General features: G+C 72.7%; 18 protein-coding genes. 15 read left to right on the top strand and 3 right to left on the bottom strand.

The annotated features are described in order from the left end of the window. The first annotated feature begins 23 nt into the window (after positions 1–23). From ACFV9Q_RS06460 to lnt, 9 genes are all read left to right on the top strand, one after another. On the top strand, positions 24–1,190 hold the full coding sequence (locus ACFV9Q_RS06460) for a helix-turn-helix transcriptional regulator (RefSeq protein WP_377233684.1): 1,167 nt from the start codon (positions 24–26) through the stop codon (positions 1,188–1,190). Next, a complete protein-coding gene (locus tag ACFV9Q_RS06455) occupies positions 1,183–2,223 on the top strand; it encodes a helix-turn-helix transcriptional regulator (RefSeq protein ID WP_377233683.1) in 1,041 nt (346 codons plus the stop codon). Before ACFV9Q_RS06460 ends, ACFV9Q_RS06455 begins: the two co-directional genes overlap by 8 nt. A gap of 11 nt (positions 2,224–2,234) precedes the next feature. Next, positions 2,235–2,567 (top strand): hypothetical protein, encoded by a 333-nt coding sequence (locus ACFV9Q_RS06450; RefSeq protein WP_377233682.1) that lies wholly within the window; start codon positions 2,235–2,237, stop codon positions 2,565–2,567. A gap of 214 nt (positions 2,568–2,781) precedes the next feature. Continuing rightward, positions 2,782–3,519, top strand: a complete 738-nt coding sequence (locus ACFV9Q_RS06445) for a hypothetical protein (protein ID WP_377233681.1) — start codon at positions 2,782–2,784, stop codon at positions 3,517–3,519. A gap of 196 nt (positions 3,520–3,715) precedes the next feature. Then, a complete protein-coding gene (tatA, locus tag ACFV9Q_RS06440) occupies positions 3,716–4,000 on the top strand; it encodes a Sec-independent protein translocase subunit TatA (protein ID WP_377231328.1) in 285 nt (94 codons plus the stop codon). 36 nt (positions 4,001–4,036) lie between these two features. Continuing rightward, positions 4,037–4,777 (top strand): twin-arginine translocase subunit TatC, encoded by a 741-nt coding sequence (gene tatC, locus ACFV9Q_RS06435; protein ID WP_377231327.1) that lies wholly within the window; start codon positions 4,037–4,039, stop codon positions 4,775–4,777. A gap of 109 nt (positions 4,778–4,886) precedes the next feature. Beyond that, positions 4,887–7,805, top strand: a complete 2,919-nt coding sequence (locus ACFV9Q_RS06430) for a DEAD/DEAH box helicase (protein WP_377233680.1) — start codon at positions 4,887–4,889, stop codon at positions 7,803–7,805. A gap of 95 nt (positions 7,806–7,900) precedes the next feature. After that, complete coding sequence (locus ACFV9Q_RS06425; protein WP_377233679.1) at positions 7,901–9,682, top strand: amidohydrolase; 1,782 nt, start codon at positions 7,901–7,903, stop codon at positions 9,680–9,682. A 79-nt stretch (positions 9,683–9,761) separates the two neighbouring features. Beyond that, the gene (gene lnt / locus ACFV9Q_RS06420) at positions 9,762–11,495 is read left to right on the top strand and encodes an apolipoprotein N-acyltransferase (protein WP_377233678.1); all 1,734 of its coding nucleotides are present in this window, start codon (positions 9,762–9,764) and stop codon (positions 11,493–11,495) included. Positions 11,496–11,637: 142 nt separating this feature from the next. Here the strand turns inward: lnt and ACFV9Q_RS06415 are convergent, their stop codons facing one another. Then, positions 11,638–11,982: an RNA polymerase-binding protein RbpA gene (locus ACFV9Q_RS06415; RefSeq protein WP_026365682.1), complete on the bottom strand. Its 345-nt coding sequence runs from the start codon at positions 11,980–11,982 to the stop codon at positions 11,638–11,640. A 328-nt stretch (positions 11,983–12,310) separates the two neighbouring features. On the opposite strand from ACFV9Q_RS06415, the gene ACFV9Q_RS06410 reads away from it, so the two are divergent. From ACFV9Q_RS06410 to ACFV9Q_RS06385, 6 genes are all read left to right on the top strand, one after another. Further along, the gene (locus ACFV9Q_RS06410) at positions 12,311–13,465 is read left to right on the top strand and encodes an LLM class flavin-dependent oxidoreductase (RefSeq protein WP_377232414.1); all 1,155 of its coding nucleotides are present in this window, start codon (positions 12,311–12,313) and stop codon (positions 13,463–13,465) included. A gap of 1 nt (position 13,466) precedes the next feature. Next, entirely contained in the window at positions 13,467–14,132 is a 666-nt protein-coding gene (locus ACFV9Q_RS06405; RefSeq protein WP_377233677.1) for an FMN reductase, read from the top strand. 143 nt (positions 14,133–14,275) lie between these two features. Then, positions 14,276–15,295: a hypothetical protein gene (locus tag ACFV9Q_RS06400; protein WP_377233676.1), complete on the top strand. Its 1,020-nt coding sequence runs from the start codon at positions 14,276–14,278 to the stop codon at positions 15,293–15,295. Positions 15,296–15,716: 421 nt separating this feature from the next. Next, positions 15,717–16,301 carry a hypothetical protein gene (locus ACFV9Q_RS06395; RefSeq protein WP_377233675.1) on the top strand — a complete coding sequence of 195 codons (585 nt, stop codon included), beginning with the start codon at positions 15,717–15,719 and terminating at the stop codon, positions 16,299–16,301. A gap of 224 nt (positions 16,302–16,525) precedes the next feature. Then, positions 16,526–17,452, top strand: a complete 927-nt coding sequence (locus ACFV9Q_RS06390) for a ChbG/HpnK family deacetylase (RefSeq protein WP_377233674.1) — start codon at positions 16,526–16,528, stop codon at positions 17,450–17,452. Positions 17,453–17,466: 14 nt separating this feature from the next. Then, complete coding sequence (locus ACFV9Q_RS06385; protein WP_377233673.1) at positions 17,467–19,044, top strand: MFS transporter; 1,578 nt, start codon at positions 17,467–17,469, stop codon at positions 19,042–19,044. On the opposite strand, the gene ACFV9Q_RS06380 is transcribed toward ACFV9Q_RS06385, so the two are convergent. Next, positions 19,034–20,392 (bottom strand): CehA/McbA family metallohydrolase, encoded by a 1,359-nt coding sequence (locus tag ACFV9Q_RS06380; RefSeq protein ID WP_377233672.1) that lies wholly within the window; start codon positions 20,390–20,392, stop codon positions 19,034–19,036. The genes ACFV9Q_RS06385 and ACFV9Q_RS06380 overlap by 11 nt on opposite strands. Positions 20,393–20,498: 106 nt before the next feature. Beyond that, a complete protein-coding gene (locus tag ACFV9Q_RS06375; protein WP_377233671.1) occupies positions 20,499–22,532 on the bottom strand; it encodes an alpha/beta fold hydrolase in 2,034 nt (677 codons plus the stop codon). Positions 22,533–22,631 lie beyond the last annotated feature (99 nt).

Genomic DNA, 22,631 nt, shown 5'->3' with positions numbered 1-22,631 from the left:
TACCGCCCGATACCGTTGTCCTGATGTCCAGCGACCTGCCCCCCACCTCATCTCCCACGGTGCCACCCGGTGCGTCATCCGGCACGCCGTCGGCCCCGTCCTCGAACCAGTCGTCGAGCCAGCCGGTCAACCCCGCGCTGAACCCGGCCGAACGCCTCCTGAATCTGGTCATCGCGCTCGTGAACACGAACGCGGCCATGACCAAGCAGCAGGTGCGCACCGCCGTGGCCGGCTACTCGGACGCGCCCAGCGACGAGGCGTTCGAGCGGATGTTCGAGCGGGACAAGGACATGCTGCGGGCCCTGGGCATCCCCGTGGTGACGGTCGGGACCGGCGGGCACACCGACGAGCTCGGGTACCGGATCGACCAGGACGCGTACGCGCTGCCGTCGATCGACCTGACGCCGGCCGAGCTCGGCGTGCTGTCGCTGGCCGCGCAGTTCTGGCAGGACAAGACCCTGCAGACCGACATCACGCGCGCCATGGTCAAGCTGCGCGCCGCCGGGGCGGGGGACCCGTCGGCCGACGCCCTGGCCGGGCTCGCGCCGTCCGTGCGCGCCGTCGGCGACGCCTACGGGCCGCTCATGGAGGCGATCGAGGCGCGCCGCGTGGTGACGTTCAGCTACCGCGCCGCGTACAACGGGGCCGTGCTGACCCGGCACGTCGAGCCGTGGCGCATCGCCGCGCGCGACGGCGGCTGGTACCTCATGTGCTTCGACCGCGACCGGCAGGCCCCTCGCGTGTTCCGCATGTCGCGCATCGAGTCGCGCGTGCGTGTCGTCGGCCCCGCGAACGCCTACGAGGTACCCGACTTCGACACCGACGCCATGCTGGGCGGCGGCCCGCACGGCGAGATGCGGCAGGCCGTCGTCGCCGTCCGCCCCGAGCGCGCGAGCGCGCTGCGCGCCCGCGCCAAGGCCGTGCCCGACGGCGAGCGCGCCGCCTACGACGCCCGCCTGGCCCGCACCACCCGGTCCAGCGAACCCGCCGGGTGGGACATCCTGCAGGTGCCCTACCGGTCCCTGACCGGCATGGCGTCCGAGGCAGCCGGGTACGGCGCCGCGCTCGTCGTCCTGGAACCCGAGTCCGTGCGCGAGGAGACGGTGCGCCGGCTCACCGCCGCCGCGGCGCTCGGCGTGTCGCACACCGATGCACGGCACGACGTCCGGGTGGAGGTGTCCCGTGGCTGAGCGCGCCGACGACAGGCTCCTGCGCCTGCTGGGCATCGTCGCCTACCTCGACGGCGCCGGGCCCGTGTCCGTGGCCGACCTCGCCGGCCGGTTCGGCACCACCCCCGCGCAGATCCAGAAGGACGTCGACGCCCTGTGGGTCTCCGGCACCCCCGGGTACTGGCCCGACGACCTCATCGACTTCGACGCCGCCTCCATCGACCGCGGCGTCGTGCACCTGACCGAGGCGCGCGGCATGACCCGCCCCCTGCGCCTCGGCACCCGCGAGGCCGTCGCCCTGGTCGCGGCCCTGCGGGCCATGAAGGCGACCGGCGCCGTCCAGGCCGACCCCGCGCGGTCCGCCGTCGTCGAGTCCGCGCTGCGCAAGCTCACCGACGCCACCGGCGAGGCCGCGAGCGCCGTCGACGTGCGGCTCGCTCCGGGTGGTGACAAGCAGGTGGTGGCGGCGATCTCGTCGGCGCTGGCGAACCGGCACCGGCTGCGGATCCGGTACGTGACGTCGTCGGACGTGGTCAGCGAGCGGGACGTGGACCCGGTGCGGCTGCACACGCAGGACGAGTTCGCCTACCTCGCGGCGTGGTGCTACCGGGCGGACGCGCCGCGTACGTTCCGGGTGGACCGCATCCTGGAGGCCACGGAGACGGACGTGCCGGTGCAGGCGCATCCCGGGCAGGAGCCGGAGATAGATTTCGGTGCGCTGTTCGCAGGTGGTTCCTCGCCGCTGGCGACGATCCGGTTCGCGCCGCGGGCGCGGTGGTTCGCGGAGGAGGTGCCGGTCGAGTCGGTGCGCAACCTGCCCGACGGCGACTTCGAGGTCACGCTGCGGGTGACGAACCCGGGGTGGCTGCGCAGCACCCTGATCCGGCTCGCGCCGCTGGTGCGCTCGGTCTCGCCGGAGGCCCTGGCCGCGGACGTCGCGGGTGCCGCCACGGCCGCGCTGGCCCTGTACGGGGACGGCGGCGGGGACGCGGCGGATGACGAAGTGGGTACCGGTGGCGTGCGCGACGCAGCCACATCGGCCGATCAGCACTAGGCTGGGCGACCATGTGGTTCTGGGTATGGACCCTCTTGATCGTGGGCACCCTCGTCGGAGCGTTCTTTCTGGCCCGTTCGCTGTGGCGGTCGGCCAGGGGGCTCCTGGAGGAGCTGGGCCGGGCGTCGCAGCGTTTCGGCGAGTCGGCCGACCGGATGCAGGAGGCGTCGGACCGGGCGCGTGAGGCGGCGAGCACGCAGCATGCCGGGCCGAGCCTGTTCGACGACGTGACGATCCACTACCAGCGCGTCCACGCGCAGCGGGTGGCGCGCGCGGGACGCCGGGATGCCCGGCGGGCGCGGAACGTCGCGACCTGGCAGAAGTGGAAGCACTTCAACGAGTAGGCGCCGTACGCGGCCGGCCCGGCAGGGCTAACACCCGGCAGGGCTAAAACTTGGCACCTTGATCAAATTCACCCCATGCTTTGAGGGCGTCATGACCCTCCGGGGGCGCTCCCCGGAGGGCCTTTCCTCACATCGGGTTTTCCTGACATCGCAGGGGGCTTCCTTGAAGAGATCAAGACGAAGGCTGGTAGGGGTCGCGGTTCTTGCCGCAGCGGTGCTGGTCGGGAGTCAACCCACCATCGCCTCGGCCGGTGCCGGTACCGTCCGGGGCGCGGCTGACGCACCGGTGACGGTCGGCGGGTCCGACAGGTCCGACAGGCAGCTGACCGCTGACGAGGAGGCGCAGCTGCGCTCGTTCTTCGACGAGTACGACGTGGCCGGCACGGACCAGGACGCGCTCCTCGCGTCGTACGAGAGCGGGGGCCGCTGGCTCTCCATGACCGCGGGCGCGGAACCCGTCGACGTGCGCACCGAGGACAAGGACGGCATGCGTTCGGCGGTCAGCACCTTCGCCGACGGGTCGGTCGGCGTCTCCGGGACCTCGATCCCGCAGGACCCGGTGCGGCTGGCATCCGTGACGGCTCCGTCGTCACCGGCGGCTCTGTCGGCCCCGCTGGCCCCGTCCTCAGTGACCGGCTGCCGGACGTCGGGCTCGACGCGCGTCATCACCTACACGAACTGCTTGGCCAAGGTGGACAACGGCCTGGTGATGATGTCGTTCCGCTTCACCTGGCGGCTGTACGTCGGGTCCAGCGCGAGCATCACCAGCTACAGCCCCAACAGCCGCGACCACCGGTGCCTCGGCTGCATCATGAGTGACCACCGCGTCTACCGGATCAGCCGCACCAACGTGCGCTACTCCGCGACGATCGGGCTGCCTCCGGGCGAGTACCTCGGGTGGATGGGCGTCCGGGTCGGTACGGGCGGTGCGTCGACCTACCAGGGGCCGTGAGCTCGGATCTGACACCGTCGTGGCCGGCTCGCCCGTCGAGTCCTGCCGCACGTGGGACGGCGATCGCCCGGGGATGGTGACTCTCCCCGGCGATCGCCATTTCATGTCCATCATCCGGCTACCGCTGTGCCCCCTCGGTTCGCGTAGGATCGGGCATATCCGCACCACAATCAGCACCGCACCGTAAGGAGTCACCATGGCTGGCGCAATGCAACCGTGGCACTGGATCGTCCTGCTCGTCGTCGTCCTGCTGCTCTTCGGGTCCACCCGTCTGCCGGGCCTGGCCAAGAGCGTGGGCCAGTCGATGAAGATCTTCAAGAAGGAGATCAAGGACATGCGCGACGACCGGTCGGACGCCGACGGCAACGCTGCCGACAACGCGCCGGGCGCCTCGACCACCACGACCACCGGTTCGACCACCGGATCGGGCTCGACCCCCGGCTTGATCGACCCCAAGGACCGCGACATCCCCAAGGCCTGATCGGTGGCACGTACGAGACGGGCGTCCGACGGTCGGATGCCACTGCTCGAGCACCTGCTCGAGCTCCGCAAGAGGTTTGTCCTGATAGCCGTCGGCCTGGTGGTGGGCGCCATCGCCGGGTGGTTGCTCTACGACCCGCTGCTGGTCCTGCTCCAGCGTCCGCTCGTCGTGGCGGAGCAGATGCGGGGCAACGAGATGACCCTGAACTTCGCCGGGCCGATGGCGGCGCTGGACCTGAAGATCAAGTCGTCGCTGTTCCTGGCCGTGTTCCTGACCTGCCCGTGGTGGCTGTACCAGGTGTGGGCGTTCATCACGCCGGGTCTGAACAAGAACGAGAAGAAGTACGCGTACGGGTTCGTCGGCGCCGCGTTCCCGCTGTTCCTCGGCGGGGCGTACATGGCGTGGCTCGTGTTCCCGCACGCGATCCAGATCCTGTCGGGGTTCCTGCCCGACGACGCGACCGCGTTCACCAACGCCCAGGAGTACCTGTCGCTGGTGATGCGGCTCCTGATCGCGTTCGGGCTCGCGTTCCTGTCGCCGGTGCTGCTGGTCGGCCTGAACTTCGCCGGCCTGCTGTCGGGCAAGGCGCTGCTGGGCGGCTGGCGGTGGGCCATCCTCGTGGCGTTCACGTTCGCGGCGATCATCACGCCGACGCCGGACGCGCTGACGATGGTCCTGGTGGCGCTGCCGATCTGCGTGCTCTACTTCGCAGCCGTCGGCGTGTCGATCCTGCACGACCGGCGTGTCGAGAAGCGGTTCGCCGACGCCGAGGTCTGACGACCCGCGGTACCTGGGCGGCACCGGGGCGTGACACACAGGTGTCACGCCCCGGTGTGATGCCAGGTGTCATACCGGTGTGTCAGACAGGGACCGTAGGCTGTGCACCATGAACGACCTGAGCCCCGCCGAGCGGTACTCGGCCTTCCGGTCCCAGAGCCGTTCGGCGGCCGAGCACCCGGAGCTGACCCTCTTCCGGGAGGTCATCGGCTTCGAGCTCGACGACTTCCAGGTCGCTGCCTGCGAGGCCCTCGAACAGGGGCGCGGCGTGCTGGTTGCGGCCCCGACCGGGGCGGGCAAGACCGTCGTGGGCGAGTTCGCCGTGCACCTGGCTCTCGCGTCGGGCCGCAAGGCCTTCTACACGACGCCGATCAAGGCCCTGTCCAACCAGAAGTACGCCGACCTCGTGCGCCGCCACGGCCCCGAGAACGTGGGCCTGCTGACCGGCGACTCCACGATCAACGGCGAGGCACCCGTGGTGGTCATGACCACCGAGGTGCTGCGCAACATGCTCTACGCCGGGTCCTCGACCCTGGACGGGCTCGCGTACGTCGTCATGGACGAGGTGCACTACCTGGCCGACCGCTTCCGCGGCCCCGTCTGGGAAGAGGTCATCATCCACCTCTCCGACGACGTGCAGCTCGTCTCCCTGAGCGCCACCGTGTCCAACGCCGAGGAGTTCGGCGACTGGCTGGAGATGGTGCGCGGCGACACCGCCGTCGTCGTCTCCGAGCGACGGCCCGTGCCCCTGTGGCAGCACGTGCTCATGTCCTCGCCCGAGCCGCGCGGCAAGCCCCGCATGCTCGACCTGTACGCCGGGCACGTCGACCCGACCGACCCCGGCACCAACCCGCCCATCAACCCCGACCTGAGCGCCGCGTTCCGCTCCGGGCGCGGCGGCAACCGCCCCGGCGACCACGGCGGACGGGGCCGCGGGCGCGGACGGGGCGACCGCGGGTACCGCGGCGGCAACGGACGGCGCGCCGACGGCCCGAGCGGCGCCGTCGGGCCCGGGCGGCGCACCCCGCCGCGGTTCATCGTCATCGACGCCCTGAACGCCGACGCCCTGCTGCCCGCGATCTACTTCGTGTTCTCCCGCGCGGGCTGCGAGGCCGCCGTCGACCAGTGCCTCAAGGCCGGGCTGCGGCTGACCACCCCGCAGGAGGAGGCCACGATCCGCTCGGTCGTGGAGGAGCGCACCGCCGCCATCCCGCCCGAGGACCTCGACGTGCTCGGGTACTGGGCCTGGTCCCAGGCCCTGGCGCGCGGCATCGCCGCCCACCACGCCGGCATGCTGCCCGTGTTCAAGGAGACCGTCGAGGACCTGTTCGAACGCGGCCTGGTCAAGGTCGTGTTCGCGACCGAGACCCTCGCGCTCGGCATCAACATGCCCGCGCGGTCCGTCGTGCTGGACAAGCTCGTCAAGTGGGACGGCTCCAGCCACGTCCCGGTCACGCCCGGGGAGTTCACCCAGCTCACCGGCCGCGCCGGGCGCCGTGGCATCGACGTCGAGGGCCACGCCGTCGTCGTCGACCACCCGGCCCTGGACCCCGTGGCGCTCGCCGGCCTCGCGTCCAAGCGCCTGTACCCGCTCAAGTCGAGCTTCCGGCCCACGTACAACATGGCCGTCAACCTCGTCGCCCAGGTCGGCCGCGACCGCGCCCGCGAGGTCCTGGAGACCTCGTTCGCGCAGTTCCAGGCCGACCGCGGCGTCGTCGGGCTGGCCAAGCAGGCCCAGGCGCACGCCGAGGCCCTCGACGGGTACGCCAAGGCCATGTCCTGCGACGTCGGCGACTTCGGCGAGTACATGGACCTGCGCAGCGCCATCAAGGACCGCGAGCGCGAGCTGTCCCGGGCCGCGTCGGGCGCACGCCGCGCCGAGATCGTCTCGTCCCTGGAGAACCTGCGGCGCGGCGACGTCGTCGAGGTGCCGTCCGGGCGCCGGCGCGGGTACGTGCTCGTGCTCGACCCGGGGGAGCCCGGCGGGTTCGACGGGCCCCGGCCCACGGTGCTGACCCAGGAGCGGCAGGTCAAGAAGCTGACCCTGGCCGACGCGCCCGACGGCCTGGAGACCGTCACCACGGTCAAGATCCCCAAGGCGTTCAACCCGCGCAAGCCCGACGCGCGCCGCGACCTGGTCTCGTCCATGCGCAACGCCCTGGGCGTCCTGGCGGACGACGTGCCGTCGGCGCACTCCACGACCTCGCCGTCGCGCAGCGCAGCGAGCCGGGCCGCGCGCGGCGGCAGGCCGGCGATCGGCCGCCGGTCGGACGCCGCGACCGACGCCGAGCTCGCCCGCCTGCGCAAGGCCCTGAAGGCCCACCCGTGCCACGCCTGCCCCGAACGGGACGACCACGCCCGCTGGGCCGAGCGCTGGAACAAGCTCAAGCGGGAGCACGACCAGCTCGTGCGGCGCGTCGAGGGCCGCACCGGGTCGATCGCCCGCACCTTCGACCGCACCCTGGACGTGCTGCTCACCCTCGGGTACCTGCAGCGCACGTCCGAGCAGCGGATCCGCGTGACCGACGACGGCCGGTGGCTGCGCCGCCTGTACGCGGAGAACGACCTGCTGCTGGCCGAGTGCCTGCGCCGCGGCGTGTGGGACGGCCTCGACGCCGCGGGCCTGGCCGCCGTCGTGTCCACGGTCGTGTACCAGGGCCGGCGGGACGACGCCCCCGACCCGTACATCCCGGGCGGGCCGACCGGCCGGCTCGCGGGTGTGCTGGACGACACGCAGCGCGTGTGGTCCGAGGTGGACGACCTGGAAGAGGCGCACGGCATCGACGCGACCGGACCCCTCGACCTGGGCCTGGTCGGCGCGATGTACCGGTGGGCGTCGGGCAAGGGCCTGGACAGCGTGCTGCGCGGCTCCGACCTGGCCGCCGGCGACTTCGTCCGGTGGTGCAAGCAGGTCGTGGACGTGCTGGACCAGCTCGGCGGCGCGGCGCCGTCGGACAAGCTGCGCGCCACGGCACGCAAGGCGCAGGACGCCGTCCTGCGCGGTGTGGTGGCCTACTCGAGCCTGTGAGCCAGCCCGCGAAGCCAGCCCCGAGCGGGTGACTGTGCGGGTTCACGCCCTGCTGACCAGGGCGTGGACCCGCCGCATCGCATACAGTTCCCACCGTGAGCCAGCCTGTCCGATCCATCCTTTACCGCAACGGCGTCGTCCACTCCGGGGCAGACCCGTTCGCCGAGGCGATCCTCGTGGACGACGGCGTGGTGGCGTGGCTCGGCGCCGACGACACCGCCGCCGGGCTCGCCGCCCGCGCCGACCGCGTGATCGACCTCGACGGCGCGCTCGTCACCCCCGGGTTCGTCGACGCGCACGCCCACGTCCTGGAGACCGGCCTGTCGGCCGACTCCGTGGATCTCACGTCCGCCGGCGGCGTGCACTCCCTGGCCGACGCGCTGGCCGCCCTGCACCAGGGCGCACGCCGGCTCGCGGCGGCCGACCCGTCCGGCGACCAGGTGCTGCTGGCCTTCGGCTGGGACGAGCAGGCCTGGCCCGAGCGGCGCGCCTTCACGCGCCAGGAGCTGGACGCCGCGTGCCTCGGCCGCCCCGTGTACGCGGCGCGCGTCGACGTGCACTCCGCGGTCATCTCCTCCGCGCTCGCCGCCCGCGCGGGCATCGAGCGCGACCCCGCCTGGACCGGTATGGGCCTGGCCGGCTCCGGCTGGTCCGACGCGCCCGCCGACACCGGCCTGGTCACCGCCGACCTGCACCACACCGTGCGCGAGGTCGCGCACGCCCTGTCACCCGAGCGCCGCACCCGCCTGTACCGCGAGACCCTGGCGGCCTGGGCCGCCCGCGGCGTCGTGTCCGTGCACGAGATGAGCGGCGAGCACCTCGACACCCGCGCGGGCCTGGCCGAGCTGTACGCCCTGGCGGCCGAGTCGGTCACGGCCGACGCCCTGGCCGACCCCGACGCGCTCGCCCTGCCGCACCTGGCCGCCTACCGCGGCGAGCTGTGCGCCACGCCTGACGACGCCCGCGCGCTCCTGGCCGAGCTGCCGTTCCTGACCGGGATCGGCGGCGACCTGAACGTCGACGGGTCGATCGGCTCACGCACGGCCGCCATGCGCAGCCCGTACTCGGACCTGCCCGCCGACCCGTCCTCCGGCTCCTTCACCGGCGCCCTGACCAACCCCGACGGCTCGCCGTGGACCGGGAACCTGTACCTGACCGCCGACCAGATCGCGAACCACCTGAGCGCCGTGCAGAGCGTCGGACGCCCGGCCGCGTTCCACGTCATCGGCGACCGCGCCATGGACGAGATGGTGCTCGGGCTGCAGATCGCCGCCCAGACCAGCGGCGAGAGCGCCCTGCGCGCCGGGCACCACCGCATCGAGCACGCCCTGTTCGTGGACGCCGTCACGCTCGCCGCGCTCCTGGTGCACGGCATCGGCCTGTCGGTGCAGCCCGCGTTCGAGTCCTCGTTCGGCGGCGCCAAGGGCGTCTACGCGTCCCGGCTCGGCGCCTCGCGCGCCGGGTCGATCATGCCGTTCGCCGACCTCGCGCAGGCGGGCGTGCCGCTCGCGTTCGGCTCCGACACCCCCGTCACCCCGGTCGACCCCTGGCAGGGCGTGCGAGCCGCGACCAGCCACGAGGACCCCGACCAGCGCATCTCGGCGGGAGCGGCGTTCCGCGCCCACACCCGCGGCGGCTGGCGCCTGGCGGGCCTGGACCACACCGGCGCCGGCCAGCTCCGCGTGGGCGCGCCCGCCCACCTCGCCGTCTGGCGGGCCGAGCACCTCGGCGTGCAGGCCGCCCCCGGGCGGCTCAGCTCCTGGAGCGAGGAGGCCCGCGCCGGAACACCGCTCCTGCCCGACCTCTCGCCCGACGCCGTGCAGCCCGAGTGCCTGCACACCCTGCGCGACGGCGTGGTCCTGCACGACACGCTCTGACCCGACACAGTTTGCCCGACACGCTCCGACCCGACACGAGACGCTCTGAGGGTCCCCTTCGCGCCGGTAGGCTGCGATCGTGCGCTTGCGTGAGCCGTCCCGGCTGCTGTCCTTGTTCCTCGCGGTGGCCGGTGGCCTCGTCCTCTGGTCCGCGTTCCCCGACGCCGGCGTGTGGCCCGCCGCGTTCGTCGCCGTCGCCGTCCTGTACTGGGCCCTCGGCCGCGACAACGCCTGGTGGAACCTGCTGATCGGGTTCCTGTTCGGCATCTCGTTCTTCCTGCCGCACCTGTGGTGGGCCCACGAGTCCACCGAGGCCGCGCCCTGGATCGCGCTGTCCGCGCTGGAGGCGCTGTTCATCGGCGGCTTCGGCGTGCTGTGGACCTGGGCGCGCCGCGCGCGGTTCCTGCGCCGGCGCGGCTGGCGCCTGGCCGCCGCGTTCGCCGTGCTGTTCGTCGCCGTCGAGCAGTGGCGCGCCGAGATCCCGTTCGGCGGGTTCCCGTGGGGCCGCCTCGCCTGGACCATGGCCGGCACCCCGACCGGCCGCGCCGCCTGGCTCGGCGGCACCGTCGCCGTCAGCCTCCTGGTCGCCTTCGCGGGCGCGCTGCTCGCCCTGGCCGTCGCGGGCCTGGTCCGGGCCGTCCGGATCTCCCGCGCTGCCCGTACCGCCCGCACAGCGCGGGTGTCGACGGCGGGGCAGGCGGAGGACGGGTCTGTCACAACCGGGTCTGTGCCCGCCAGCTCTGTCACCGTCCGTTCTTCGGTGGGCCGCTCCGTCGGCGCCCTCGCCCTCGGTGTCGCGGTCGCCGTCGTGCCGCTGGTGCTGCCGCTGCCCTCGTCCGCGAGCGCCGGTGCCGTCGAGACGCCGGAGGGTCAGCAGGTGTACGACGCCGGGAGCGACCTGGCGGAGGACGGGCAGCTGTGGGCGGGCGCCGTGCAGGGCAACGTGGGGGAGCCGGGCCTGGGGGCGTTCGCGAACCGGGCCGAGGTGCTGAACAACCACCTGGAGGGCACGTACGTGCTGGCGGAGGACTTCGCCGGTGAGCTGGACGTGGTGCTGTGGCCGGAGAACGGCAGCGACCTGGACCCGCAGACGACGCCGGACGTGGCGCGCGGCCTGGACAACGCATCGACGGCGGTGGGTGCGCCGATCCTGGTGGGGGCGCAGGAGTTCCCGGAGAGCGGCGGCCGGTACAACGTGTCGCTGCTGTGGCAGGCGGGGCAGGGCGTGATCGCCCGGTATGCGAAGCAGCACCCGGCGCCGTTCGGTGAGTACATCCCGCTGCGGTCGATCCTGCGGCTGTTCTCGGACCAGGTGGACCGGGTGACCACGGACATGATCCCGGGGGTCAACCCGCCGTACGTGGACGTGCCGAGCCGGCTGGGTCAGGACGCGTACCGGCTGGGCACCATCATCTGCTTCGAGGTGGCGTACGACGAGATCATCCGGGACGCGGTCCTGGAGGGTGCGCAGGTGCTGGTGATCCCGACGAACAACGCGTCGTTCGGGTGGACGGCGGAGTCGACGCAGCAGCTCGCGATGTCGCGGCTGCAGGCGATCACGACGGGGCGGGCGGCGGTGCAGATCTCCACGGTCGGTGTCTCGGGTGTCATCACGCCGGACGGCACCGTGGTGCGCGACACGGAGCTGTTCACGGCCGACCAGTTCGTGGTGGACCTGCCGCTGCGGTCCTCGATCACGCCCGCGGTGGCGGCCGGGTACTGGCCGGGCTGGATCGTGGGCGGCCTCGCGCTCGTGCTGGTGGTGGCGGGCGTCGTGGGCGGGATCGGCGCGCGGCGTCGGGCCCGGGGGTAGGACGCGACCGCCGCTGGACCCACACGTACGAGAAAAGACACGTACGAGAAAGACCGCCGGCCCGAACCGTGAGGTTCGGGCCGGCGGTCTTACTTGTGTCCTGCTTGCTTGTCCTGCTTGCTCGCTGGCTCAGGCGGCTTGCTCAGGCCGAGCGGCGGAGCTTGCCGGCGCGCAGCAGCTCGAGGCGCTCGTCGAGCAGGTCCTCGAGCTCCTTGACCGTGCGGCGCTCGAGCAGCATGTCCCAGTGGGTGCGCTGCGGCTTGGTCGCCTTCGGCTCGGGCTTCTCGGCGTCGCGCAGGAGCGCCTCCTCGCCGCAGCGGCACTCCCAGATCGGGGGTACGTCCGCGTCGGTGGCGAAGGGCAGGATGATGGTGTGGCCGTTGGGGCAGTCGTAGTAGGCCTGGAACCGAGGGGCGAAGTCCACGCCCTCGTCGGACTCCATGCTCTTACTACCGATGCTCATACCGCGCAGGGACCGGTCAGGCACGATGTCCTCCAGAGGGTTGTCGGGATTGGTGGCGGAAAAAGGTCCGTATAGCCAACGCAGGGACCCTCTGTGATGTTCCAGCCCAGGTTTCAGCGGTCTGACGACCAGCCGTGCCAATCCAGGCTACCGACCGGACGTGCGCGCGCAAGCGCACTCCGGGCAAACTGGGTGTGGATGTGCGCGATCTCACGTACGTCGCGGCAGGTGACCGTGTTTGTGGCGGGAACAATCAGCACGGGTCGCCGGTTGAGACCCATGTTCATGCAGATGCATGAACAGCGCGAGCGGCGACCCGCTCAGGAGCACCACGATCGAGGAGCACAGCATCATGCAGTTCGGGATCTTCAGTGTCAGCGACGTGACGACGGACCCGACCACCGGGCACACCCCGGACGACACCGAGCGCGTCCGGGCCATGCTCACCATCGCGAAGCACGCGGACGAGGCAGGCCTCGACGTCTTCGCCACCGGTGAGCACCACAACCCGCCGTTCGTGGCCTCGAGCCCGACGACGATGCTCGGCTACCTCGCGGGCGTGACCAAGGACATCACCCTGTCCACGGCCACGACGCTCATCACGACCAACGACCCGGTCCGCATCGCCGAGGAGTACGCGATGCTGCAGGTCATCTCGAACGGTCGCATGGACCTCATGATGGGCCGCGGCAACACCGGCCCCGTCTACCCGTGGTTCGGGCAGGACATCCGCCAGGGCATCCCGCTGGCCATCGAGAACTACGCCCTGGTTCGCCGCCTGTGGACCGAGGACGTCGTGGACTGGGAGGGCAAGTTCCGCACCCCGCTGCAGGGCTTCACCGCCACGCCGCGCCCGCTGGACGGCGTGCCGCCGTTCGTGTGGCACGGGTCGATCCGCAGCCCCGAGATCGCCGAGCAGGCCGCCTACTACGGTGACGGGTTCCTGCACAACGCCATCTTCTGGCCGATGAGCCACACCAAGCAGATGGTGCAGTTCTACCGCCAGCGGTTCGAGCACTACGGCCACGGCCGCGCGGACCAGGCGATCGTGGGCCTCGGCGGCCAGGCCTTCATGCGCAAGAACAGCCAGGACGCCATCAGCGAGTTCCGGCCGTACTTCGACAACGCGCCCGTCTACGGGCACGGCCCCACGATGGAGGACTTCACGCGCGACACCCCGCTGACCGTCGGCTCCCCGCAGGAGGTCGTCGACCGGTACGGCTCGTTCATCGACGAGGTCGGCTACTACCAGCGCCAGATGTTCCTCATGGACCACGCCGGCCTGCCGCTGAAGACCGTCCTGGAGCAGATCGACATCCTCGCCTCCGACGTCGTGCCGGAGCTGCGCAAGATCGCCGACGCGAAGCTCCCGAAGGACGTGCCGGCCAACCCGCCGACGCACGCCGAGCGCGTCGCCGCCGCCCAGGCCAAGGGCCAGGCCGGCGCCACGCACGTGGGTGACGGCGGCGACGAGTACACCGGCACGCTGGCCGAGGAGGCTCTCTGAGATGACAGACATCGTTCCTGTCGAGGACCGGACCCGCCGCACGATCGCCGTCGTGCACGCGGGGCTGGGGCAGCCCTCGTCCACGCGCCTGCTGGCGGACCGCCTGGCGGACGCCACGGCGCGCGAGCTGGAGGCCCTGGGCCACGAGGTGACCATCGAGGTCGTCGAGCTGCGCGACCACGGTCACGCGATCATCGACGCGATGCTCACCGGGTTCCCCACGGGCGACCTGGCGAGCGACATCGAGACGATCACCCAGGCCGACGGCGTCATCGCCGTCACGCCGCTGTTCACCACCACCTACTCGGGGCTGTTCAAGTCGTTCGTCGACATCCTCGACAAGGAGGTGCTCACGGGCATGCCGGTGCTGCTCGGCGCGACCGGCGGCACACCGCGGCACTCGCTCGCCCTCGAGTACTCGATGCGCCCGCTGTTCACGTACCTGCGGGCCGACGTCGTCACGACGTCGGTCTTCGCGGCCACCGACGACTGGGCCCAGGCGGGCGACCGCACCCGGCGCGACGACGGCGCGAGCTCCCTCCCGGAGCGCATCGAGCGTGCCGGACGGTCGCTGGCCGCGATCGTCTCGGCCCGCGGGGAGCACGCCAAGCCGGACGACCCGTTCGCCACGACGCCCAGTTTCCTGGACATGCTGGGCGGGGACTGACGGAGAGGGCTGGCGGCGGGGACTGACGGCGGGGACTGACGGCATGCCAGGTCCGGGGCTTGCACGCCCAGGGCCTGGCAGGGAACATATGGGACAGCCACCGCAACGGGTCGTGGGCAGGTCGATGGTGAGGGAGCGCGGTCATGGCGGACGACACACAGGACCAGGTCTCGGACGACTCGAACGACACCGACGCGCCGGAGGCGGTCGCCCCGGTGGCGGCTGCTCCCGAGGCTGCTGCTTCCGAGGCTGCTGCTTCCGAGGACGGCGCAGCCGGGGCTGAAGACGCTGAGGCCGTAGCGGCTGAGGCCGTAGCACCGGACGACGCGTCCACGATCGACACGACCGTGTCCTCGCCCGCGGAGACCAGCGCCGCTACCGGTACGGCGGACGCCGACGCGACCATCGTCGACGCGACCATTCCCGACCTGGCGATCACCGACCCGGCGATCACCGATCTGGCGGACGCGGACCCGGCATCGACCGGCGCGAGCGGCCTGCCGACCGACACCAGCCCGCAGGCCGACACCGGACGGGTCGCCCGGATCGTCGCGGCGCTGCGGAAGGCGCACGCCGAGCAGGCCGCCCGTTCCGTCGAGCGGGCGGCTGAGCAAGCCGCCGGGCAAGCCGCCGGGCAAGTCGTCGAGCAGACCGCCGAACCTGCGGACTCCGGCGCCGAGACCGTCGAACCGGAACCCTCGGCACCCCGCCGCGCGACCAGCGGGGTGCGGACCACCGCGCCGCGCACGCCGACCCTGCGCTGGAACCCCGGCGCCCGCTACCGCGCCTCGCTGCTCGCGAACCAGCCGGTTCCCGTGTCGCCGGCACCTGTGTCGCCGGCGACACAGGTGCCGGCACCTGTGTCGCCAGCACCCGTACCACCGGCACCACCCATGTCGTCGGCGCCCGTGCCGCCCGTGCCCCCGCCCCCGGGACCGGTGCCTCCCGTGCCCCCGCCGCCCGCGCTGGCCGGCCGGCTGTTCCGTGGCCCGGCCCGGCGGACCGCCGTCTTCGAGCGGGAGATCTGGTACCCGTCGGCGCGGTCCTCGCGCGTGCCGAGCGACGTGGGCGAGGCGCTTGCCGCCGCCGTCGAGCGCTATCGCAAGGGCTCGATCTCGACGTCGGGCCTCGTCCGGGCGATCGGCAGCGCCCACGCCGCCTGACGACAACCGGACACCTGACTGCTGGGTCTGACAGCCGGACAGGTCTGACAGCCGTATGGGTCTGACGGCCGGACCGGCTGGGACGGCCGGGTGGTACCGCGAGACCGCGGGCGCCACCCGGCCGTTTTCCGTCTGCTTTCCCTCCGTCTCGGCGGTTCTTTGCCGAGTTTCCAGATGGCGGCAAAAAAAGGGGCCTGGCGACGCGGGTTCGCCCTGATGGGGTCTTGTCCCGGGTTCTTGCCACGGGGCAGCATTCGTTGCACTGCAAGCGAGTACATGAAGCAGCCGCACCACGCGCCGCGACCTGTCGCTCTCTGTCAGTGGGCGCCGACCTCGTGTCCGACGAGACCCGGCATCCGATGAGACCGAGCATCCGACGAGACCAGGCATCCGTGGACACGACGAGGGGCGGGAGCGGCTGATGCGTACGTGCACGCGGGCCAGGTTCGGCTTCCTCGCCCTGAGCGGGGCAGTCGCGAGCGGCGTCGTCGCCGGCCTGCTCAGCGGCTGCGGCCAGGACGCGAGCGCCGCCAACTTCACGGCTCCCGAGGAGTACGGGTCGGTCGAGCAGCTCGTCGCTGACGCCGACGTCGTCGTGCTGGTGCAGGCGGGCCGCTCCGGCGTCGACGTCGTGGACCGGGTGCCGTACACCCGCACCGAGCTGGAGCTGCGGAAGGTGCTGCTCGGCGCGGTCGGCCAGGACGACGTGCTCGCCGTCACGCAGGTCGGTTCGGCGTCGTCGCCCCCGGGGGCCGAGCTGCCGTCCATCTTGCGCAAGGGGCGCGAGTACGTGGTGGTGCTGCACCGCAACGACGCGGGCGAGTTCGAGGTGGTGGGGCCCGGCGTCTGGCGGGCGGACAGCCTGGGCACCAGCCTGACGCTGCACACGGGCAAGCCGTCCTGCGTGACGTCCGACATCCCGCACGTCACGACGCCCTGGGAGCTCGAGGTGGCGCTCGGCAAGGCGCGGGCGGTGCTCGGCACGAGCGTCGTCGGCGAGACGTGAGCCGGCTGTCCGGGCAGGGCGGTCTGAGCTGTGCAGCGCCGTCTGAACTGAGCCGTCTGAGCCGGGCAGAGCGACCGGAGCTGACCAGAGCCGTCTGAGCCGGGCAGAGCGACCGGAGCTGACCAGGGCCGTCTGAGCTGTGCAGGGCGGCCCGGCCCGAGAACGTTCCAGGTCAGACGTCTGGGACGGGGTCGACTCCTGGTCCGCTGGGCCAGACTGGGCGTATGACGCGCAGCCTCGTCCTCACCGCCGACGACGCCGGGACCGACCCCGACGCAGACCGCGAGATCGCCGCCCTCCTGGCCGGTTCGCCGCTGACGGCGGTGGGGGTGATCACCACGGAACCGGACGGCGGGGTTGAGGACTGGGTCGAGGCCGGGGGCGAACGGGATGACGGGCCGCACCGAGACGGCGCGGACAGACCGGCAAGCCCGGGCCAGAGTCAGAGGCAGTGTCAGAGCGAGAGCTTCGGCGAGCGCCCAGGCGAGAGCCCGGGGGCGGTGCGCGCCGTCGGGCTCGTCGCCCGGTCCGCGCCCGACATCGCGCCCGGGGTGCACGTCGTGCTCCCGACGCCCGGTCCGGCGGGCGGCTTCGACGACGTCGTCGACCGCATCGCCACCCAGGTCGACGCGCTGATGCGGGCCACCGCCGCCGTCGGCGCGCCGCCGCCCCGGCGGCTGGACTCCCACCAGGGCACCCTGTACGGCCTCCAGGGCCGTTCCTACCTCGGCGAGGCGATCGGGTTCTGCGCGCGGCACGGGCTGGCGTTCCGCCTGCCCCGCAGCCTGGACCTGTACGGTGACGGCGACCCGGTGCTGGCCACGGCCGACGTCCGGGCGCGGCATGCGAGCGCCGTGGTCGCCGCCGACGCGGCGGGGGTGCGCCTGCCCGAGGTGATCGCCACCCATCGCGGCGGCGACGCGGAGGCCCGGGACTACGTGTCGCTGCGGGACCACTACCTGCGCCTGCTGGGGCGTCTGCCCGAGGGCACGAGCGAGATCTTCCTGCACCCGGCGCCCGACACCGCGCGGCTGCGGGAGGCGTCGGCGACGTGGTGGCGCAAGCGGACGTGGGAGCTGCGGCTGCTCGGCGACCCGGTTTTCATCCGGGAGATCGAGCGGGAAGGCATCGACCTCGTCAGCGGGTGGTGAGTAGGCTCACCCGCGTGGAGGCCGATGACGCCGTGGAAGCGCCGCAGGCAGGAGTTCCGTCGGGGGCCGCCGGGCGGGATCCGGCGTCGGGCAGTGGTGCGGGCGGCGCTGTGGGGGGCGGGGCAGGCAGTGACGCGGGCAGGACGTCGCCGCTGCGCTACGGCGCCGGCATGTTCGGCACGTCGCTGCCGATCAACCTGGTCAAGGGCTCGATGCTCTACGTGTACGTGGAGCTGCTCGGCCTGGACGCCGTCGTCTACGCGACCGTGTACGCGATCTACGGGGTACTGGACGCGCTCGACAACCCCGTGTTCGGCTACCTGTCCGACCGAACGCGCTCGCGCTGGGGGCGGCGCCGACCGTACCTGGTGGTGGGCGCGCTGGTGCTGACGGCCACGACGATCGCGCTGTTCTCCGTGCCGGGCGCCGTGGCGGAGTCCGCGGTGGGGCTGGCGGTGTGGTTCGCGGTCTTCGCGATCACGACCGAGATGGCCGACTCCCTGATCAACGCCAGCTATGGCGCGCTGCTGCCGGAGCTGTTCACCGACGAGCGGCGTCGCGCGACGGCGAACGCGGTACGGCAGGGGTCGCAGCTCATCGCCCTGGTCATCGCCCTGGCGCTGACTCCGGTGCTCGCGCGGAACGTGCTGGGCACGGAGGGATCCGCCGTCGGGTACGGGCGGCTCGCGGTGATCTTCGGTGTGGTCGCGGCCGCGGTGATCCTGTGGACCGCGTTCGGCGTGCGGGAGGACCCGGCGCTCGACGCCGAGCCCAAGCCGCAGTTCTTCCGGTCGGTGGGGCAGATCCTGTCGACGTCGCACTTCTGGACGGTCGGGCTGGTCAACGCCTGCTACGGCGCGGCGATGGCGCTGGTGCTGGGCGGGCTGCAGCTGTACGTGGAGCACTCGCTGGGCGGCTCCGCGCTGGACGCCAGCATCCTGCAGCTCGTCGTGATCGCCGTGTCCATCGGCATGCTGAGCGTGTGGGCCGCCGTCGTGCGCCGCAGGGGTGCGGCCTGGACGTGGCGGCTCGCGCTGCCGGTCGCGGCCGTCGGGTTCGTGCCGCTGTACTTCGCGACGGACCTGATCACGGGGATCCTCGCCGGGCTCGCGGTGGCCGTCGGGTACTCGGGCGTGCTGGCGACGAACGACCTGGTGATCGCCCGAGTGCTCGACGCCGACGCCGCCCGCCACGGCACCCACCGCAGCGGCCTGTTCCTGGCCGCGTTCGGCGCGCTGGGCCGGCTCAACGGCCTGATCACGGCCGCGGCGCTGGCGTCGCTCGCGCTGTGGTTCGGCTACCGGTCGGGCGCGGACCCCGGCCCCGACCCGGGACAGGCGTTCCGCGTGTACCTGTCCGTGTACCCGTTCGCGCTGCTCGCCCTCGGCACGGCGGTGTCGCGGTTCATCCGCCTGCCGGGGGCGCCGGAGGCGGCGGGCGCCCGGCCGAGCGGCGCTGTAACCGACGGCGCTGTGACGGACGGCGCTGTGACGGACGGCGCTGCAACCGACGGCCCTGTCACGGACGGCCACGGAGCGCGCGAGCACGATGCGGACGACGACGGAGCGGGCGACGTGCCCCTCACGCGCTGATCGCGAGCAGGGTCCGGTCGGCCGCCTCCAGGCGGTAGGGGCCGTGCTCGGTCGGCGCGGGGAACGTCACGCGGTCGCCCCGCACCCGGCGACGGCGGTCCGTACCGCCGTCGGGCACACCTTCCACCAGGACGGTGCCGTCCGCGTCGACGGCGACCAGGTCGTCGCCCACACGCACCAGGACCGGCTCGCCCGGCCCGGGGAACCTGCTGATCGCGGTCCGCCCCTGCCGGACGGCGTCGAGGATCGCGTCGGGCGTGCGGTCCTCGGCGGCGACCCAGGTCGTGGGCGTGCCGGGCGGGAAGCCCTGGTCTGGCGTGTGGAAGTCGCTGCCGCCCAGGAACACGGGGTTGCGGGGTGCCCCGCCGAAGCCGCGCAGGTAGGCCCACGGTCCCGTAGCGGTCAGGTCGAGGAACCACGAGATGTGCCACAGCTCCAGGAGCCCGGTGCGCACGGGGAACTGCCAGCCGCAGTCGTCCTGCAGCGGGTGGTTCACGGACAACAGGCCGCCTCGCCCTTCGACGTCGGACAACCACTGCGCCGCCGGACGGCGGAAGTCCACCCAGCCGATGTCGCCGAACGCGTTGGCGTGCCCCGCGTGGGTGGTGACCTCCTGCCCGGGCAGGAGGCAGAGGTCGTACGCGGCGCCGACGCCCGGCAGGTGCGCGTGGTGCGAGACGGTGTTGTGGTCGGTCACGGCGAGGAAGTCCAGTCCCCGGCCGACGGCGGCCGCCGCGAGCTGGGCGATGCTCAGCGTCCCGTCTGAGTGCGTGGTGTGCGCGTGCAGGTCGCCCGCGTACCAGGTCAGGCCGTCGGGCGCGGGCAGGTCCCGCCCCAGGCGGGTGCGGCCGCGTCTTCCGGGGCCCGATCCGGCGGGGGCGCCCGACGGGGGAGGCGGCGCGGGCGGCTCGCCCTCGACGGGGCCGGCGTCGGAACCGGTGGCGATCGTGACCGTGACGTCTACCGGCTCGGCGGACAGCTTGTGCAGGCCGAGCACCACGGCCCAGGGGCCCGGGACGAGCTCACCCCGCTCGTACCCGGGAGTCGCGCGGCCGCCACTGCCGGCGCGGTCGCCGGGTACGCCTGATCCGCGACTGCCCGGGCCGGTCCCGCCAGATCCCGGCCGCGCGTCGATCGCGAACCGGGACCTGGCACCGCCCGACCAGCCGCGCCAGCGCTTCGGGTCGCGGCACCCGAGGTCGATCACGGCGGCGTCGCGGTCGTAGGAGAGCGTGACCTCCAGGGCGTCGACGTCCCGCCCCGGAGGTATCTCGAACGGCACCTCGAGGTACCGGTGCTCGATCTGGTCGTCGACGGACAGGCGAAGGCGGCGTTGCTCGCGGGTCACGTCCCGAGGGTAGCCGTCCGCCCTGCCGGCCGACCCTGCCGCCCGACGTCTCGTCATCTGACGTCTCGTCGCCGCCGGAGCACTGCCCGGGTTCACTGCCCGAGGATCACCGCCCGAGGATCTCCGTGAGGAACTCGACAGCGGCCGGGTAGGCGTCCTTCCGGTTCGCCCGCTTGGCCAGGCCGTGCCCCTCGTCGTGGTAGACCCGCAGCTCGTGCCGGATGCCGCGGTCCGCGAGCGCCGCGGCGATCTGCTCCGCCTCGGAGAGCGGCACCCGCGGGTCGTTGGCGCCGTGGATCACGAAGAGCGGTGCGCGGAGCTGGTCGAGGTAGGTGATGGGTGACGCGGTGACGAGGAAGTCGCGGTCGTGCTCGAGGCTGCCGTACTCCCGCTCGCGGGCGGCGCGGCGGTACTCGGAGGTGTTCTCGAGGAAGGTCACGAGCGACGACATGCCGACGATGTCGACGCCCGCGGCCCACAGGTCGGGCTGCATGGTCGTGCCGGCCAGCACCATGTACCCGCCGTAGGAGCCGCCCCAGAGGGCGCTGCGGTCGGCGTCGAGGCCGAGCTCGGGCAGCCAGGCGCGGAGCGCGGCGAGGTCGGCGACGGAGTCCAGGCGCTTGTCGACGTCGTCGAGGCTGACCCAGCGCTTGCCGTAGCCGGCCGAGCCGCGGACGTTCGGGACCAGCACGGTGAACCCGGCGCCGGCGAGCGCCTGGATGACGGGGGAGAAGAGGCGGTTCGCCTCGCCTTCGGGTCCGCCGTGCACGAGGACCACGGAGGCGCCGGCGACGGTGGTGCCGGCGGCGTTCCCGGTGGTGGAGTACGGGGCGTGGTCGTTCTCGTCGCCGGTGCGCGCCGTGCCGGCGGGCCGGTACACGAAGCAGGGGATCTGCTCGCCGTCCGGGGTGGGGACGCGGTGCACCGTGGGCAGCGAGATCGGCAGGCCCTCGGGAATCTGGGCGCGGCCGTCGACCAGGGTGGAGACACCGCCGGTGGCGGCATCGACGAGGTGGATCGAGCCGGGGTCGCCGGAAGCGGTCAGGTGCACGGCGAACCGAGAGGAGTCCGGGGCCCAGATGACGGTGGGCACGCCGTCGTCGGGCAGCGTGACGTCACAGCGGTGGGTGCCGTCGTGCTCGTGGACGGCCAGGGTGGTGACGCCGTCCTGGTGGTGGCCCACGACCATTGCGGAGCCGTCGGGCGACAGGACCACCTCGAGGTCGTGGTCGTCGGCCGCGACGAGGGTCTCCCAGACGGTCCCGTCGGTTTCGGCGGAGGCGGGGACGCCGTCGCCGGAACGCACCCGCACGACGGCGGCGAACTCCCGCTCGTGGTCCGACGACATGACCAGCGCGTGGTCACCCGCCGCCCAGGCGACGTGGATGTGGTGCGCGTGCTCGTCGGCCGCGGTGACGGCGACGGGACGTGCCGTTCCGGTGTGCGGCTCGGGGGTCTCGCTCGTCGTGCCGTGGCCCCCGGTCGTCCCTGTAGTGGGGCTCGTGGCGATCTCGCCTCCGGCGACGAGGATCTGCGTGGAGCGCGGCCGGCTGCTCAGCGTCGTGATCGCCACGGAGCGCCGGTCGTGGGAGGCGACGGCGTCGACGAGGTACCCGCCGCCGTCGTACAGCGGGGTCTCGGCGCCGGTCGCCAGGTCGTGCACCACGACGTCGAAGTCGACGCCGTCGCGCCGGTTGGTCAGGAACACCACGGACTCGGCGGACACGTCGGCCAGGTCGTGCTTGTACGCGGGGTCGTGGACCAGGGGAGTCAGGTCGACGAGCGTGGCGGGCAGGCGAGCGGCCCGGCCGGTGGGTAGATCTGCGGGCAGACCAGCAGGCAGATCGGCCGGCGGCGCGGAGGGTTCGATGTCCAGGAGACTGAGCTGCATCTGCTCGTCGCCGCCGTTGTCGTGCTGCACCACCACACGACGCGTGCCGGGCACGTAGCGGCCGGAGCAGCGCGAGGGCAGGGCGGTGAGCTGTGTCCGGGTGCCGTCGGGCGCGATCTCGACGAGCTGCATGCTGCCGGACTCGTCGTTCCCCGCGAGGATCCGCCCCTCCGGGTCGACGTCGAAGACGGTCCAGGCCGTCAGGTCGAGCAGGGCGCTGATGATCTCTGACGCGGAGGTCGGAGACACGGAAGCCGAGGGCGCTGCATTCGAAGGCACCGAAGTCGTATGCACTGAAGTCGAGGGCACGGCGGGCACGGGTGCGGAAGTCACACCGGCAACCTAGCG

It is taken from the genome of Promicromonospora sp. NPDC059942 (genome assembly GCF_042731755.1).
Lineage (GTDB): Bacteria > Actinomycetota > Actinomycetes > Actinomycetales > Cellulomonadaceae > Promicromonospora.
Note: the sequence above shows the minus strand (reverse complement) of the source record. Positions and strands in the feature narration are given on the sequence as shown.

Bases quoted from the DNA above. Each gene is read 5' to 3' on its own strand.
- ACFV9Q_RS06400 (WP_377233676.1), top strand. From the start codon at position 14,276: ATGGCGGACGACACACAGGACCAGGTCTCGGACGACTCGAACGACACC.
- ACFV9Q_RS06460 (WP_377233684.1), top strand. From the start codon at position 24: ATGTCCAGCGACCTGCCCCCCACCTCATCTCCCACGGTGCCACCCGGT.
- ACFV9Q_RS06405 (WP_377233677.1), top strand. From the start codon at position 13,467: ATGACAGACATCGTTCCTGTCGAGGACCGGACCCGCCGCACGATCGCC.
- ACFV9Q_RS06450 (WP_377233682.1), top strand. From the start codon at position 2,235: ATGTGGTTCTGGGTATGGACCCTCTTGATCGTGGGCACCCTCGTCGGA.
- tatC (WP_377231327.1), top strand. From the start codon at position 4,037: ATGCCACTGCTCGAGCACCTGCTCGAGCTCCGCAAGAGGTTTGTCCTG.
- ACFV9Q_RS06430 (WP_377233680.1), top strand. From the start codon at position 4,887: ATGAACGACCTGAGCCCCGCCGAGCGGTACTCGGCCTTCCGGTCCCAG.
- ACFV9Q_RS06395 (WP_377233675.1), top strand. From the start codon at position 15,717: ATGCGTACGTGCACGCGGGCCAGGTTCGGCTTCCTCGCCCTGAGCGGG.
- ACFV9Q_RS06390 (WP_377233674.1), top strand. From the start codon at position 16,526: ATGACGCGCAGCCTCGTCCTCACCGCCGACGACGCCGGGACCGACCCC.
- ACFV9Q_RS06410 (WP_377232414.1), top strand. From the start codon at position 12,311: ATGCAGTTCGGGATCTTCAGTGTCAGCGACGTGACGACGGACCCGACC.
- tatA (WP_377231328.1), top strand. From the start codon at position 3,716: ATGGCTGGCGCAATGCAACCGTGGCACTGGATCGTCCTGCTCGTCGTC.